The following is a 13,832-nucleotide window of genomic DNA, read 5'->3' as shown; positions in this document are numbered from 1 at the left end:
CGACGCCTAGGCGATCCCGGGCAGCTCGGAGAGCGCGCGGACACGATGATCCGGCGCAAAGCCGAGCTCATCCATCTGGGTGCGGATCGCCTTGAACATGGTGAGCGGTGCCACGAGTTCGTTCTCGACGCAAGCCAGCGCCATGGCTTCGGGCGTGACGCGTTCGATCCAGGCAACGTTCAATCCGAAGGATTTCGCGCCAGCCACGTCCCAGGGATTGGAGGAGACGAACAGAACTTCATGCGGCGCGGTACCGAGCACCTCGCCGACCAGCTCATAGGCTTCCGGGCTGGGCTTGAAGATCTTCCTGGCATCGACGCTGATGGTGGCATCGAGCAGGCCGTCGAGGCCGGAATTGCGCACGAGCGCGTTCAGCATGTCCGGGCTGCCGTTGGAGAGGATCGCGAGCTTGCGCGGCTTCAGCGCTGCGAGCGCTCCCGTCGCGTCCGGATAGAGATCGAGCTGCAGATATTTCGCGATCACGCGCTCGAATGCGTCGTCCTCATATGCGAGCCCCAGGATGCGCAGCGTATAGGCGAGCGAGTCGCGGGTGACGGCGGCAAAATCCTGGTAGCGTCGCATCAGCGACCGCAGCCAGGTGTATTCGAGCTGCTTGATGCGCCAGACTTGCGTGATGATCTCGCCATAGCCCGGAAACGCATCCTCGGTGATCTCTGCGACCGACTGGATGTCGTAGAGCGTTCCGTAGGCATCGAAGACGACGGCTTTGATGGTCATTGGCTGTTCTTCCAGGCAGTTGTGGTCACAAGAACTCCGCTTGGGGAATTGCGCATGATCGTCAGCTTACCAGAGCACAGCGGAAGTCTGCCACTGCAAGTGTGTTCCAAAGCGGACCTTTGCAGGCTTCGCTCGCGAAGTGCCGGGAAGCGAATGCGGTCAGTCGTTTGCTCCATGGATGGCGTCGATAAGGGCAGCCGTAACTTGCTCTGTCTTGGCTTGGCCGCCGAGATCCGGGGTGTGAAAGCGCGGTTGCGCGGTGACGCGTTCGATCGCTAGCATCAGACGTGCCGCAGCAGCGGGCTCGCCAAGATGCTCCAGCATCAGGACCGAAGACCAGAAGGTTCCTACAGGATTGGCAATGCCCTTGCCGATGATGTCGAAGGCGGAGCCGTGGATTGGCTCGAACATCGACGGATAGGTCCGCTCCGGATTTAGGTTGGCGGTCGGCGCGATGCCGAGCGAGCCCGCGAGCGCGGCGGCGAGATCCGACAACACATCCGCATGCAGATTGGTGGCCACCACTGTGTCGATGCTTTCCGGCTTCATCACCATGCGCATGGTCATGGCGTCGACCAGCATCTTGTCCCAGGTCACATCGGCAAACTCGCCCGATATTTCGGTCGCGATCTCGTCCCACATCACCATGGCGTGGCGCTGGGCATTCGACTTGGTGACGACGGTGAGCAATTTTCGCGGCCGCGACTGCGCGAGCCTAAAGGCAAAGCGCATGATGCGCTCGACGCCCGCCCGCGTCAGAATCGAAACATCGGTTGCGACTTCCAGCGGCAAGCCCCGGTGCACGCGGCCGCCGACGCCGGCATATTCGCCTTCGGAGTTTTCGCGCACGATCACCCAGTCAAGCTCCTTCCCGTGCACGTTGCGCAGCGGGCTGGTGATCCCGGGCAGGATGCGGGTCGGCCTGACATTGGCGTATTGGTCGAACGGCTGGCAGATCGCGAGCCGCAGACCCCACAGCGTGATGTGATCGGGCACGTCGGGCGCGCCTGCCGAGCCGAACAGGATGGCGTCGTGCTTTCTGATCTGGTCGCGGCCGTCTTCCGGCATCATCACGCCGTGCTTCTTGTAGTATTCGGAGCCCCAGTCGAAATGGTCGACCTTGAAGTTGAACTTTGCTTCCCGCGCGGCAAGCGCATGCAGCACCTCCACGCCGGCGGAAATGACTTCGGTGCCGATCCCGTCGCCGGGTATTGCTGCTATCGCGTACGTCTTCATCGTGTTTAGTTTCCTTTGACCCCGGCGGCCTTGATCACGGCACTCCACCGCGAGACTTCGGCTTCCAGTTGTGACTTGAGGGCAGCGGGCGTTGCCTGTGCGGCCGGAACGGGCTCTGTTCCGAGGCTGGCAAGCCGCTCGATCACCTTGGGGTCCTTCAGCGCGACCTGAAGCGCGGGGACCAGCTTGTCCGTTGCGTCCTTCGGCAATCCCTTCGGCGCCCACATGGCGTGCCAGGCCGTGGCCTCAAAACCCTTGAAGGCGGTGGCATCAAGCGTCGGCAGGTCGGGCAGTGACGACACCTTGGTCTTGGTGGTGACGGCAAACCCCTTGATCTTGCCTTGCTTGATTTGGTTGGTCGTGTTGGTGGTCTGATCGCACATCACGTCGAACTGGCCGGCGAGCAGATCGTTCATCGCTGGTCCGGTGCCGCGATAAGGAATGCCGTTCATCTGTATGCCGAGTTCCTTCATCAGCACCAGCATGCACAGATGCGAGGCGGAGCCGATGCCGGCATGTCCGTACGTCGCTTTCTCGCCATTGGCCTTCATCCACGCCACGATCTCGGTGACGTTCTTGGGAGGCAGGTCCAGCTTTGACACTAGCGTCATCGGCACGTCGGTGATGCGGCCGATCGGATCGAAATCACCGACGACGTCGTATTTGAGGGAGTCGTAAAGCGCCGGCGCCGTGGCATGCGCGATGTGCCAAATCGCGAGGGTGTAGCCATCGGCGGCCGACGTTGACACGCGAGCCATGCCGAGCGTTCCACCGGCTCCGCCAACATTCTCAACCAGTACAGTTTGGCCGAGCGTTCTACTCATGGATTCGCCGATCAGGCGCGCGACCGTATCGGTGGGGCCTCCCGCGGCGGCGGGAACAATGATCGTGATCGGCTTAGTCGGAAAGGAACTCTGCGCCGTGGCGGTGTACGAGACCAATATCGACGCCGCCGCGATTGCGCCGGAGAGCATTGTGCGACGATTGAAGCGCATGTGGTCACTCCCTGCGGATTATTGATTAGCTGATATCACCCAAGGATTGAGCGAGATCGGTCAAGCTACGGCCAAGTGTCTCGCCCCGGCAACCGGCATATGTTTATACAAATATTTGATATAATCGGCTGGCAGGAGGACGGGAGATGGAATTGCACCAGCTTCGCTGCTTCGTTGCAGCGGCCGAGGAGCTTCATTTTGGACGCGCGGCCCAGCGGCTCGAAATGCTGCCCTCCGCGCTCGGGCGTCACATTCGACTGCTGGAAGACAACCTCCGCACACGGTTGATGACGCGCACCACCCGCAGCGTGACGCTGACCGATGATGGCGCGATCCTCCTCGAGGAAGCCCGTAGTTTGCTGGCACAAGCGGACGGTCTTGCGGCTAAATTTCATGCCCGCGGTCGGAAACAGCCCGCAACCATCCGCGTTGGCGCGATCGATAGCGCTGCCGCCGGACTTCTTCCGATGCTGCTTCACGATTTTCGCGCGCGGCGGCCGGATGTCACGGTCAAATTGACCGAGGACAAGACGATCCGGCTGCTGCCTCGGCTGATCTCCGGACGGCTGGACGTTGCACTGGTGCGTCCTCCCGAGAACCCCGATAAGCGGCTAGAATTTCTGTTTCTCCTTCACGAGACGGCTGTCGTGGCGGTTTCCGAGCGTCATGCTCTCGCATCGAGAAGACGAGTGACCATTGCCGATCTTGCAGAGCAGCCGTTGATAGTACCCGAGCGTCGTTCACGTCCGCATAGTCACGATCTCACTATGAAGCTTTTTGCTCAAGCTGGACTGCACGCACGCATCGTTCAACTAGCCGATGAAAAGCAAACCATCGTCAATCTTGTCGCCGCCGAACTGGGAGTTGCGATCGTTCCACGATGGACATCCCGAATGGCGGCGCGTGGGGTTCGTTACGTGCCGCTCCAAGCATCTGACATGGACAGGTTGCCACTCGCGGCGGCCTGGGCTCGCGGCACACGCGATTTTATCAGGGACGAAATGCTCGACGTTCTCAAGGCTTCTCTCAAGCGCTATTCTCGGGAGGCTTGAAGCAGGACGCCAGGAGAGCGGAGTGTGAGCTAACATGGCGGCGTCGGCTATGGGATATGTCCAGTGCGGGACTGGATGGTGCGCCTCTGACCCACGCTATGGGCAAAGCAACCAGGTAGCCTGTCGCAACGATGTCGACTGTTGGCCCACCGCTTCCGCTGAGGCGGTGCAGCCAAATGTCGGTTGACGGGAGCAGACCGGAAGTTGCCGCTGAGCGCCCAACCGACTCTTTTTGACCCACAGCGCACACCAGGGTGCAGGAATTTCCCCCGGCTCGGGCTTGCTGCACTTCCAAAGCTTCACCAAGCTGTTACATTAAATGTCACTCTCGGCCAAGCAATGCTTGCTGCAAATTTCGATGGAGTCGTCAGAAGAAACGGTGGAGCAACACCAGTGCCAATTTTCCTCGACCGACACGATCTCTCGGGTCTGACAGCTTCCGATATCGCCGAAGCGCATCGAAAAGACCTGGAAGTGCAAGATCAATACGGAGTTCGTTTCTTGACGTATTGGTTTGATGAATCGCGCGGCACGGGCTTCTGTCTCATTGACGCACCGGATATCCAAACTGCGATGCGAGTTCATGACGAAGCTCACGGCGAGGTGGCGAAAGATGTGATCGAAGTAGACCTCTCAGCCGTCCAGGCATTTCTGGGGAGAGTGTCTGATCCGGAACCGAGCGGCGAGGCAACCAACGTCAGAATCGATTCGGCCCTGCGGGCCATTATGTTCACCGACATCGTTGGATCTACCAGCATGACAGAGCGTCTTGGCGATGCTCGATCTGTAGAGATGGTTCGGGCGCATGACGCGCTGGTCCGCCGCGCATTGAAGGACAGTGGTGGGCATGTGGTGAAGCACACTGGCGACGGCATCATGGCATCCTTCGCCGACGCGGCCGCCTCCGCGCAATGCGCCCGCTCCGTCCAGCAAGCGTTTGAAGCCTTCAATCTGGCAAGCAAGGAGAAGCTTCAGGTGCGAATTGGCATTGATGTCGGAGAACCGATTGCGGACAGCAACGACCTTTTTGGTGCGACGATTCAACTGGCTGCTCGCTTGTGTCAGTTGGCCGAGCCCGATGCCATTCTTGTGTCAAGTGCCGTTCAGGATCGCATCCGGGATCGCTTGCATGTCAAGAACATCGGTCCCTGCCATCTTAAAGGCTTCCTGCAGCCTATCGACGTATACGAGATCGAATGGCGCTAACTGTCGCGGCTTTGCCGAGGACGTATCGATTGAGACGGACGATGTCCGCTGCTGGCCCGAAGGGGCCCACCTGGCACCTCCGTTGGATGTCAGCTGCTTGGGGGTGCAGCGGACTCGATATGCCCAGCCTGAGTTTTTCCGCGCGTTACCCCTAGCGGATATCACCGACCGGGCTGTCGGTGTCGGCCCGGCGAGCTTTCCGAGGCGAAGACCACTATGCTTGCAGCCCAGATGAGCGCAAATCCGAGCAGCACCCATTTGAATTCCGAGTTGATCATGAAGTTGACGGCGGCCATCCAACCGATCGAGGCCAGGCCCGCAACGGTGGCGCCCGCCGCGTGGCGCACCGATGATGCGCCCGCCTTATAGGAGTAACTGGCATGACCAAACTCCCCTATGTGCGAACTATGTTCGCAACATGCATGCTGTTTCAGATGACCTACGTTCTTTGCGTGCTTCTCTGGTTGGCCTTCCCGGAATTGAAGGGCCATGAATTCCTGCCGATTGTCTTTCCCGGTTTCGAAATGATTGCGGTCGGCAGCTTCATCTACGGCCTTGTCGCCAGCATGATCTACGGGTGGGCCTTTGCCATCATCTACGTCTTCTTCTTCAATCTTTGGCCGCAACTCGCGGCTGCTGTTATTGGACCGCGAGCGGTGCAACGCACCTAAGAACGGACATCGGAGACCACTGACGAACAGTTCCGCCCGGCTGCGAACGACTGACTGGTTGGCTCGAACCAGATGTCAGCCTTTGGCCCTCAGGCGAAGGTTGCTTGAAGATCGTCATGTTTGCTGTCAGGGGGCAAACCGGACCACCGTCTGGCTTGCATCTACCGCCGCTTTGGACCCGCAGCCGACGTTGTCTCTTCCCAAACGTGTCTTCAAACCAGACCCGGCCATTTTGGTAGGAGCTCGCCTTTCCTCCCGCCCTGATGAGAGTTGGGACGCCTTGCCTAAGCTCATCGTCTTCAAGTTAGCTATTGGTTTGGCCGGGGGGCTCGCCGATTCCCGCAAGCACGCCATCGATGAAGGCTTGGCATTCCGCGTGAGTCTTAAAGGTCCCCTTGTACTTCCCAAATAAGAAGACGGTTCGACCCTGCCCCTTTCCGAAAAAGTATTGGCCGACAGGCTGGCCGCGCTCGTCCTTGAGCTCAAGGCTGCCAAGGGTCTGCACGGACTTGAGGTCTGTCTCGGGAAGGTTGACCTTCACATTTGTCTCCGGCTGAACGTGGTTCAGCTTTTAGCGGGTTGGCGGAGGAGACATCAGCAGGCACCGAGCGGCAACATTGATGGAACAACGGAGTGATGCTCTCGCGAGTTGAGGTCATGGTCAAGTTGTAACAAATGCCGTCTGCCCGAAAGATCCGTCGGGATGTGAGCCCAATTCGGACCAGCAGGGAAAGTCCGCTTGGCTCCCAACGGCAGTCGAAGCGGGTGCGACCCGCGTCCGCATGCCGCAGTTTCTTCCCCTGCCTTAGCGTCCCCTCATAAGAAATAGAGCACTTGCCCGACTTCATCGCCAGCGCGGGTACAAACCTTTGATTTTCCAAGATTCTGAGCATCGGAAAGGAAGGAAAACGGTGTTCGGTTGCGATTGAGCCCCGGCTTTGCCCGCGGGAAAATGTGGTCGTCGTTGTGGCGTCCAGGTGACACGCTCAGTGCGAATCCTGGGCTATGTTTGCATCATCAAGTTGATCGCATTCCATGTCTGAAAATTGGGGAAGATAATGAAGAAGCTCGCCATCGCCGCAACCGCTCTCGTCCTGGGCACCGCCGGCGCGTCAGCGGCCGATCTGGCCGCCCGGCCTTACACAAAGGCGCCCGCGCCCGTGGCCGCCATTTACAACTGGACCGGCTTCTACATCGGTGCGCAGGTCGGTTACGCCTGGGGTGACAACAGCACCCGTGAGTTCACCGACGCAACGGGCCTCCCAACGGGCTTCGTCCAGGGCTTCAACGCTGATGGCGTCGTTGGCGGTGGTCACATTGGCTACAACTGGCAGTTTAGCCAATTCGTCTTCGGTCTCGAGGGCGACATAGAGGGCGCCGACCTCAAGGGCGGTTATCGCCTCGGTGGAAGCCTCGACGGCACGGACTTCCGGATCGATACTCAGGCCTCTATCCGCGGTCGCCTCGGTGTCGCTTTCAACAATTCGCTGCTCTACGTGACCGGCGGTGTGGCCTGGGCGAATATGGACCACACCTACGTGAACGCGAACACTCTGTTTGAGACCGTCTCCACCACCCGCACCGGATGGACCGTCGGTGCAGGCTGGGAATACGGCTTCACGCCCAACTGGTCGGCCCGTGTCGAGTATCGCTACACCGATTTCGGCTCCTTCCGGAACAACTCTACCTTCTCGTTCCCCGCCTTCTCGTACGAACATGATCCGGTGTTCCACACCGTGCGCGCGGGCGTCAGCTATCGCTTCGGCGGACCGGTGGTCGCGAAATACTGATCTGCCAAACCTGATCAAAGTCAGCGGCTCAAAGCCCCGGCATCGTCCGGGGCTTTTTGTTGTTCGGTGGTGTCGCTGCTGACGGGCCCTGGGCGGCTTCAAGGAGGTTCAGACCAACGATGGATTGGGGCTGGCGGAAGCCGTGGCGATGTCAGCTCTTGGCCTATCGCTACCGTTGAAGCGGTGCCGCCACATGTCGATTCTCAGGGGTAGACCGGAAGTTAGCAGTCGAGCGCTTGACCGAGACTTTTGACCCAAGACAGACACACGTGCCGAGCTGAACCTGAAAGTCACAAGCCTACCGCCGCCAGCGCGGCAGCAGACTTGTCCTGCTGTGCTGATATCGCGTCGAAGTCTCCGCGCAGCGCTTTCAGCGCCGTGCGTTCCTGCTCAATCTCGTGAGCCGTTCGGAATCCCATGCGGCGCAAGACCGGCACCGGAGGACACCAACCTTGTGTGGCATGCTGAAACAGAAACGCCGTTACAAGTACTGGAAGCGCCAACCATCTGCTATCTCGGGTGGCGCCAAGGACAACACCCGCGAAAGCGAGAGTGGATGCGTTCGCCTCAATGGCCCGCTCGATGTCCCATTCCTCGCGGAGTTCTCGGAGCCGACCTGGTATAGCGTCGGGATGCGCCGCGAGATGGCGCACGCGTTTCCGAATGTCGTTCTGGATTCGCTGATTTATTTCCTCGCTCGTGTGAGCTGGGACGCGATGGAACGTACTGGGCACCGCTGCTCTCCTTCACATAAAAAATGCAAATGTTCTCAGAGCATGTAGGTTCCAGTGAGGCCTTGGCCTGTAAGTGCGCGGTTCGATGAGCTTAATCTAGAAGGCGTGGATACTGCGCTTCAACACGAGTAGGCGGCTTGTGTCCCGTGGGGAACTAAACGTTCCGCAGCAACGTATCCGACGGATTCTCTCCGAATAGATTGCGGTAATATCCCGCGAAACGACCGAAGTCTGAAAAGCCCTGCTGGAAAGCGACTTCCGCCACCGTGATACTCGCTGCAGCTTCCCGAATCAGGCGGAGGCGAGCTTCGCAAAGACGCCTGTGCCGCAGATACTGCATGGGAGGAATGCCGAGAACTTCGGAGAAGGCTCGGTGCAAGGTACGTCTCGACACCCGAAGCTTCGAAAGTAGCTCGGAGATATGAACGGGAGTACCAACCGAATCGTCGAGATACTCCTGCGCTCTGTTAACCAGCCGTGCTGGCGAGGAGATGAACTGATCGGAATGCTCCGAGTTCGCAATCGCAAAACATGCACTCTCGAGGATGGCTCGCTTCCAATACTCAGCCTCCGACAGCGTAAGCTTGCTTCCGTGGCGATGGAAACCGGACATGATGCTTCTCAACGCTCGTGACGACACGCTCCCTGCTTCCGCGGTGATGCGGGACGAGTTCGGCGCTAGCCATGCAGTCGGTTCGCTGAAGCGACTGTCAGGTCCGAAGAACCGTGCCACATCCTCGGTCGAAACTGAGATGGCGCCGAAAGACACCCCGGCGGAGTACCGGGTTTGATGCTCCATGCCGGGAGACCAAATTCGCAAGGTACCGATGTCTCCTCGGCGACTGTCGCGGCTGCTAGTCTTGGTGAGAAAACCAACGGTCACGCGTTCATTGCTGTAGACGCCTTGGGAAATGACGCCGTGCGAAAAGGTACCGAACCCGACTGACAGTCCAGCCACGTTCGCGTGCCTCAGGCGACCATGCATGCGGCCAGCCTGGATCTGAATGATCTCGGAGTTGCTAGTCGGTGTCGCCGCGCGAAGTTGTTCGAATCCATCTATGCTGAGATCGCGGCATCTCACGATCCCGTCGCCGTCCGGATCCATAGTCGCAACAACGCGCCGCATGTGCCGCTCGACGATCGTCCAAAGGTAAGCTTTGACCAAATTGCGCCCAAAAAACGGCCTCGGCATTTTTTGCTAAATTGTGCTCGCTCTACCCTATTGGCATGCAACGACTTTCGGGCAGAAAGCGGCACGGCGTCGCATCGGCACAAGCTGCGCATCACATCCGCATATGCGTGAGGTAGCATGCTTATGCAACCGGTACGTGATTGGCTCATCTGAAGCATACCGAACATCAGGGAGCCAAAAGAACTAGGACCGAAAAACTGACCTATCTGCTCGCACAGGCGAGCCAATCAAGAAAGGATGGAGGAGCCGACAATGCCGTCGTATCGGATGCCGCTGCTTCGCATGAACGTCGATCGACTATTCTCCAAGAGGTTTGGTTCAGCGTCCTCTATCCTCGCCCTTGCGGTTTGTTGTGCCGTCCCGAGCCCGCTTCATTCAGCGCCGCTGGCGCCTACCGCATCCTCCTTCCAGTTCGAAAACTATGTCGCACAGGTACGCGCTACCGTGCATCGGGGCGGTGGAGTAGTGGGGCCGCGCGGTGGAGTCGTGGCGCGCCGCGGCGCCGCAGTAGTCGGCCCACGTGGCAACGTCGCGGTGCGCCGAACGACGGTAGTTCGGCCCGGCTATCGCGGAGGTGGCGTGCGTTGGGCGCGTCCCGGTTGGTATCGCTGGCCGGTCGGCGGTGCCATCGCAGCCGGTGCAGCGATCGGCTTCGTAACAGCAGCGACTGCAGCCACATGGGCAGGCGCAGCGCCGGCACCCGGAATGTGCTGGTACTACACCGATCCGTCTCGCACGCAGGGGTTTTGGGATTACTGCCCGCGGTAGCCGCGCGATGGTGCACCCGTCCACCATCTTCATGCCGTGATGGCCAAACAAGGAGTCCCTATCGTGAACATCAGATTAGCCTGGATCGCATTGGCTCTTCTGGTCTGCCCGCCCGCAGCACTTGCACAAGCGCCTGTTGGGGATCGGCTGCTGCACTCCCGTGCTGTTGAAGCCGCAATCTGGGGCATGCCTGTCATCAATTACGATTTGATGCTGCAGGAGATGCTCACCAAGACCAATGGCAAGATCAATCAGGTCGTCTATTGGGGGCGGCCGCTGGACTGGCGAAATCAGACTCTAACCCCAAATCCGGACACGCTCTACTTCATGGCGTTCTTTGACACTAAAGACGGTCCAATCGTGCTTGATGTTCCGCCGGCTTCAGCAAGTGGATCTTTCAATGGAAACATCGTCAATGTTTGGCAGACGCCGCTTGAGGACGCCGGCCTTCTCGGCGCAGACAAGGGCGCGGGCGGAAAATATCTAGTTCTACCTCCTGGATACACCGGAGCAGTTCCGGACGGCTATCTTGCTCTGCGGTCGGACGTATTCAAAGGCTACGGGCTAATTCGTATCAACCTCACGAGTCACGCGGACTTCGATGTTCAAAAGGCAATCGCCTACGGCAAAACAGTAAAGGTCTATCCGCTTGCTCAAGCGGCAGACCCTTCACCGACCGTTTTTACCGATGCGAAAGACGTGCTTTTCGACTCAACCATTCGATACGACGCAAGCCTATTCGAAAACCTAAATCGCGTCGTCCAGAGCGAGCCTTGGCAAACGCGAGACAAGGCGATGATCGATCAGTTGAAATCGATCGGCATCGAAAAAGGCAAGCCGTTCAGCCCTGACGATAGTACAAAGGCAGCTCTTGCTGCCGCGGCGCGAGAAGCTGGTGCGTGGCTGGAAAGAAAATACGATGCTGGACTTCCGCGGTTTTTCAACGAGACCAGCCGATGGACGTATCCTGCAACTCTGGAATTGATCAAGGCGCAGCAGAACGCGTTCTCAGAGGCCGACTCCTATCCTGTAGACGATCGGGGACTCGGCTACAGCTACGCCTATGTAGGTATCGAAAGGCTCGGCGCCGGCCAGATGTATCTGATCTCTATTCGGGATCAGAATGGTGACGTGTATGATGGAGGCAAGACTTATCGTCTGCGGGTGCCTCCAAATCCGCCGGTCGAGCAGTACTGGTCTGTAACAGCTTATGACCGGCAGACCCATGCTCTGATCAAGAACGTCTCTCGGGCAAGCCGATCGTCGCAAATCCCGGAACTGCAAAAGAATCCGGATGGATCGGTTGATATCTTCTTTGGCCCGAAAGCTCCGGCCGGAAAGGAGACGAACTGGCTTCCCACCGATCCCACCCGAAAGTTTGAATTAATGTTCCGGCTCTACGCGCCAACGGCTCCGCTTTTCGAGAAGAAATGGGTGCTGCCTGATGTCGAGACGTTCGCCGTAAACTGAAGGACTCTATCCATGATGCTGGGCCGACGATTTGCTAAATGGGGCCTTGGCTTCTTCGTGTTCGGCCTCTTTCTCACCTTCGGCGTCATCGGACATTACTGCGTTGGGGCCAGCGCCGACGTGGGCGAGCTGTTCAGCCGGAACGTGACGCTGTGGTGGGCATGTCCGTGGACGCTCTCCGTTGCGATTGTGCAAGGGGGTGGTCTCGGGATGGTTGCGCTCGGGCTAACGCTGCTGGCCGCTGGCGAGGCTGTGTCTACTGGTGATGGGCGTTCGCTGGCACTGCAGCTCTGCATCGTTGGCCTGCTTGGCGTGTTTGCGGTCGGGTACCCCGGCTATTTCGTTTTCAATTTGATCTGGCCTAATTTCTACTACCAGCCTGATCTAGCCGGCAAGAACGCTTGGCTGTTGGGTCAGACATTCTTCTTTGCCGTCTACTTCACTGGAGCCCTCCTCACATTCAACGTGGTCCGCCATGCACTCAACCGCGTGAACGCGCAGCATTTTCGACCGGAGATTCAAAGATGAAGCGACGCGCAACCGCCGGCATCGCGAGCATCCTGATTGCCAGTTTGTGGGCAAGCGCTTCTCCGGCGCAGAACCACAAGTTTAGCGGCGGCTATCCAGACACTGATACTGTTCAGAAGGTCTACGATGAGCTTGATTTGAACCGGGCTGTGCAAGCGTACCGGTTCTTTTATCCCACAGTTTCAAGCGCGGCGATCTTCAGAGAGAACATTCGACTTGGCGTCCAGCCGAACAAGGTCTTCAGCATTCTTGATACTCAGCCAAAACATGTCGGGTTCACGCTCAATTCGGACACGCCGTACGGTGGCATTCTCCTCGACCTGAATGCCGGTCCTCTCGTGATCGACGTCCCGGCGGGACCGTTGCTTGGTGCCGTCCTCGACATCAACCAGCGCTGGATCATGGATATGGGCATACCCGGTCCCGATGCCGGCAAGGGAGGCAAGCATTTGCTCTTGCCGCCGGGTTATACCGGCGACCTTCCGGCCGGATACTTTGTGGGCCGGGCGACGTCGTACCGCGTCATTGCCGGAATGCGGGCCATTTCAGAAGGTGGCGACGTACGTGGCGCCTTCGAACGCTTGAAAACCATCAAGGTCCACCCCTTGGATCTGTCGGCGGCATGGTCCGAGCCAACCTGGATCGATCAGACGCCGATGCCACAGGACCAGACACCGACGAAATTCGAACGGACGTTGCAGTATTGGCAATCACTCCATGAGGTCGTCAACTCGGAGCCTCCGCTTGAGGACTCGCGTGCGCAGTACGGCGACCTCGCCGCGCTCGGGATCGCGAGGGGCCAGCCCTTCGAACCCGATGAGCGCATGAAGCGTATTCTCGAGCGAGCTGCCGAAATGGGATCGGCGCACATGCGCGTGGAATCGCTGGCCGACCGCCGTCCTGACCGTATCGTGTGGAAAGACCGGCAGTGGCAGTGGGCCGCGCTTCGTTCCGAAAACGGCTCGTTCGATACGGCGGACTATCGCGACACATACGCCATGGACAAGTGGTTTTACCAGGCCATCGCGACGTCCCCCGCCATGTTCCGGCGCGATCCGGCCGCTGGCTCGCTCTATTGGCTTGGCCTGCGGGACAAGGGCGGCGCATATCTGGACGGCGGCAAGACATACAAGCTCAGCGTTCCTTTGCCGGTGCCGGACAGGCTGTTCTGGTCTGTGACGGTGTACGATGCGGAAACGCGCAGTCAGATACAAACGGACCAGGGCAAAGCAGCGCTGCGTTCTCTGTTCGAACTCAAGAACCTGTCCGGAAACTCTGCCGATCTTTACTTTGGTCCGACAGCGCCTGCTGGGCGCGAAGACAATTGGATCAAGACCACCCCGGGGAAAGGGTGGTTCGTATATTTCCGCGTTTACGGGCCGCAGCAAGCAGCGTTCGACGGAAGCTGGAAGCCTGGAGATTTCGAGGCGATGCAATGATGAGGCAGCGTGA

14 protein-coding genes are annotated in these 13,832 nt (G+C 59.0%); 8 read left to right on the top strand and 6 right to left on the bottom strand.

The genetic code is table 11. From position 1 onward, the window contains the following. Positions 1 to 6 precede the first annotated feature (6 nt). From ACYCVF_RS21770 to ACYCVF_RS21760, 3 genes are all read right to left on the bottom strand, one after another. Entirely contained in the window at positions 7 to 738 is a 732-nt protein-coding gene (locus ACYCVF_RS21770; RefSeq protein WP_459600115.1) for a haloacid dehalogenase type II, read from the bottom strand. A 159-nt stretch (positions 739 to 897) separates the two neighbouring features. After that, complete coding sequence (locus ACYCVF_RS21765; RefSeq protein ID WP_459600113.1) at positions 898 to 1,974, bottom strand: tartrate dehydrogenase; 1,077 nt, start codon at positions 1,972 to 1,974, stop codon at positions 898 to 900. Positions 1,975 to 1,979: 5 nt separating this feature from the next. Beyond that, entirely contained in the window at positions 1,980 to 2,798 is an 819-nt protein-coding gene (locus ACYCVF_RS21760) for a tripartite tricarboxylate transporter substrate-binding protein (RefSeq protein ID WP_459600859.1), read from the bottom strand. Here ACYCVF_RS21760 and ACYCVF_RS21755 point away from each other — a divergent pair. From ACYCVF_RS21755 to ACYCVF_RS21740, 4 genes are all read left to right on the top strand, one after another. Continuing rightward, positions 2,797 to 2,994: a hypothetical protein gene (locus ACYCVF_RS21755; RefSeq protein ID WP_459600903.1), complete on the top strand. Its 198-nt coding sequence runs from the start codon at positions 2,797 to 2,799 to the stop codon at positions 2,992 to 2,994. The two genes, ACYCVF_RS21760 and ACYCVF_RS21755, sit on opposite strands and share 2 nt — an antisense overlap. 121 nt (positions 2,995 to 3,115) lie before the next feature. Then, on the top strand, positions 3,116 to 4,021 hold the full coding sequence (locus ACYCVF_RS21750; RefSeq protein ID WP_459600111.1) for a LysR family substrate-binding domain-containing protein: 906 nt from the start codon (positions 3,116 to 3,118) through the stop codon (positions 4,019 to 4,021). Positions 4,022 to 4,414: 393 nt separating this feature from the next. Continuing rightward, positions 4,415 to 5,227, top strand: coding sequence for a nickel-binding protein (locus ACYCVF_RS21745; RefSeq protein WP_459600109.1), 813 nt, complete (start codon positions 4,415 to 4,417; stop codon positions 5,225 to 5,227). Between the two features lie 380 nt (positions 5,228 to 5,607). Further along, positions 5,608 to 5,898: a hypothetical protein gene (locus ACYCVF_RS21740; protein WP_459600107.1), complete on the top strand. Its 291-nt coding sequence runs from the start codon at positions 5,608 to 5,610 to the stop codon at positions 5,896 to 5,898. Between the two features lie 304 nt (positions 5,899 to 6,202). On the opposite strand, the gene ACYCVF_RS21735 is transcribed toward ACYCVF_RS21740, so the two are convergent. Then, complete coding sequence (locus ACYCVF_RS21735) at positions 6,203 to 6,439, bottom strand: hypothetical protein (protein ID WP_459600105.1); 237 nt, start codon at positions 6,437 to 6,439, stop codon at positions 6,203 to 6,205. Positions 6,440 to 6,956: 517 nt separating this feature from the next. Between ACYCVF_RS21735 and ACYCVF_RS21730 the strand changes: the two genes are divergently transcribed. After that, on the top strand, positions 6,957 to 7,688 hold the full coding sequence (locus ACYCVF_RS21730; RefSeq protein ID WP_459600103.1) for an outer membrane protein: 732 nt from the start codon (positions 6,957 to 6,959) through the stop codon (positions 7,686 to 7,688). A gap of 290 nt (positions 7,689 to 7,978) precedes the next feature. Here the strand turns inward: ACYCVF_RS21730 and ACYCVF_RS21725 are convergent, their stop codons facing one another. Both ACYCVF_RS21725 and ACYCVF_RS21720 read right to left on the bottom strand, forming a co-directional pair. Continuing rightward, positions 7,979 to 8,422 carry a hypothetical protein gene (locus ACYCVF_RS21725; RefSeq protein ID WP_459600101.1) on the bottom strand — a complete coding sequence of 148 codons (444 nt, stop codon included), beginning with the start codon at positions 8,420 to 8,422 and terminating at the stop codon, positions 7,979 to 7,981. Positions 8,423 to 8,576: 154 nt separating this feature from the next. Beyond that, positions 8,577 to 9,548, bottom strand: coding sequence for a helix-turn-helix domain-containing protein (locus tag ACYCVF_RS21720; protein WP_459600099.1), 972 nt, complete (start codon positions 9,546 to 9,548; stop codon positions 8,577 to 8,579). 894 nt (positions 9,549 to 10,442) lie between these two features. On the opposite strand from ACYCVF_RS21720, the gene ACYCVF_RS21715 reads away from it, so the two are divergent. The 3 genes from ACYCVF_RS21715 to ACYCVF_RS21705 are packed head-to-tail and all read left to right on the top strand — an operon-like array spanning position 10,443 to position 13,819. Then, positions 10,443 to 11,852, top strand: coding sequence for a DUF1254 domain-containing protein (locus tag ACYCVF_RS21715; RefSeq protein ID WP_459600857.1), 1,410 nt, complete (start codon positions 10,443 to 10,445; stop codon positions 11,850 to 11,852). Between the two features lie 12 nt (positions 11,853 to 11,864). Further along, on the top strand, positions 11,865 to 12,380 hold the full coding sequence (locus ACYCVF_RS21710; RefSeq protein WP_459600097.1) for a hypothetical protein: 516 nt from the start codon (positions 11,865 to 11,867) through the stop codon (positions 12,378 to 12,380). Beyond that, on the top strand, positions 12,377 to 13,819 hold the full coding sequence (locus ACYCVF_RS21705; RefSeq protein WP_459600095.1) for a DUF1254 domain-containing protein: 1,443 nt from the start codon (positions 12,377 to 12,379) through the stop codon (positions 13,817 to 13,819). Before ACYCVF_RS21710 ends, ACYCVF_RS21705 begins: the two co-directional genes overlap by 4 nt. The last annotated feature ends 13 nt before the right edge of the window (positions 13,820 to 13,832 follow it).

Source organism: Bradyrhizobium cedriense (genome assembly GCF_054602315.1).
Note: the sequence above shows the minus strand (reverse complement) of the source record. Positions and strands in the feature narration are given on the sequence as shown.

Bases quoted from the DNA above. Each gene is read 5' to 3' on its own strand.
- ACYCVF_RS21770 (WP_459600115.1), bottom strand. From the start codon at position 738: ATGACCATCAAAGCCGTCGTCTTCGATGCCTACGGAACGCTCTACGAC.
- ACYCVF_RS21765 (WP_459600113.1), bottom strand. From the start codon at position 1,974: ATGAAGACGTACGCGATAGCAGCAATACCCGGCGACGGGATCGGCACC.
- ACYCVF_RS21755 (WP_459600903.1), top strand. From the start codon at position 2,797: ATGGATTCGCCGATCAGGCGCGCGACCGTATCGGTGGGGCCTCCCGCG.
- ACYCVF_RS21760 (WP_459600859.1), bottom strand. From the start codon at position 2,798: ATGAGTAGAACGCTCGGCCAAACTGTACTGGTTGAGAATGTTGGCGGA.
- ACYCVF_RS21750 (WP_459600111.1), top strand. From the start codon at position 3,116: ATGGAATTGCACCAGCTTCGCTGCTTCGTTGCAGCGGCCGAGGAGCTT.
- ACYCVF_RS21740 (WP_459600107.1), top strand. From the start codon at position 5,608: ATGACCAAACTCCCCTATGTGCGAACTATGTTCGCAACATGCATGCTG.
- ACYCVF_RS21730 (WP_459600103.1), top strand. From the start codon at position 6,957: ATGAAGAAGCTCGCCATCGCCGCAACCGCTCTCGTCCTGGGCACCGCC.
- ACYCVF_RS21720 (WP_459600099.1), bottom strand. From the start codon at position 9,548: ATGCGGCGCGTTGTTGCGACTATGGATCCGGACGGCGACGGGATCGTG.
- ACYCVF_RS21710 (WP_459600097.1), top strand. From the start codon at position 11,865: ATGATGCTGGGCCGACGATTTGCTAAATGGGGCCTTGGCTTCTTCGTG.
- ACYCVF_RS21705 (WP_459600095.1), top strand. From the start codon at position 12,377: ATGAAGCGACGCGCAACCGCCGGCATCGCGAGCATCCTGATTGCCAGT.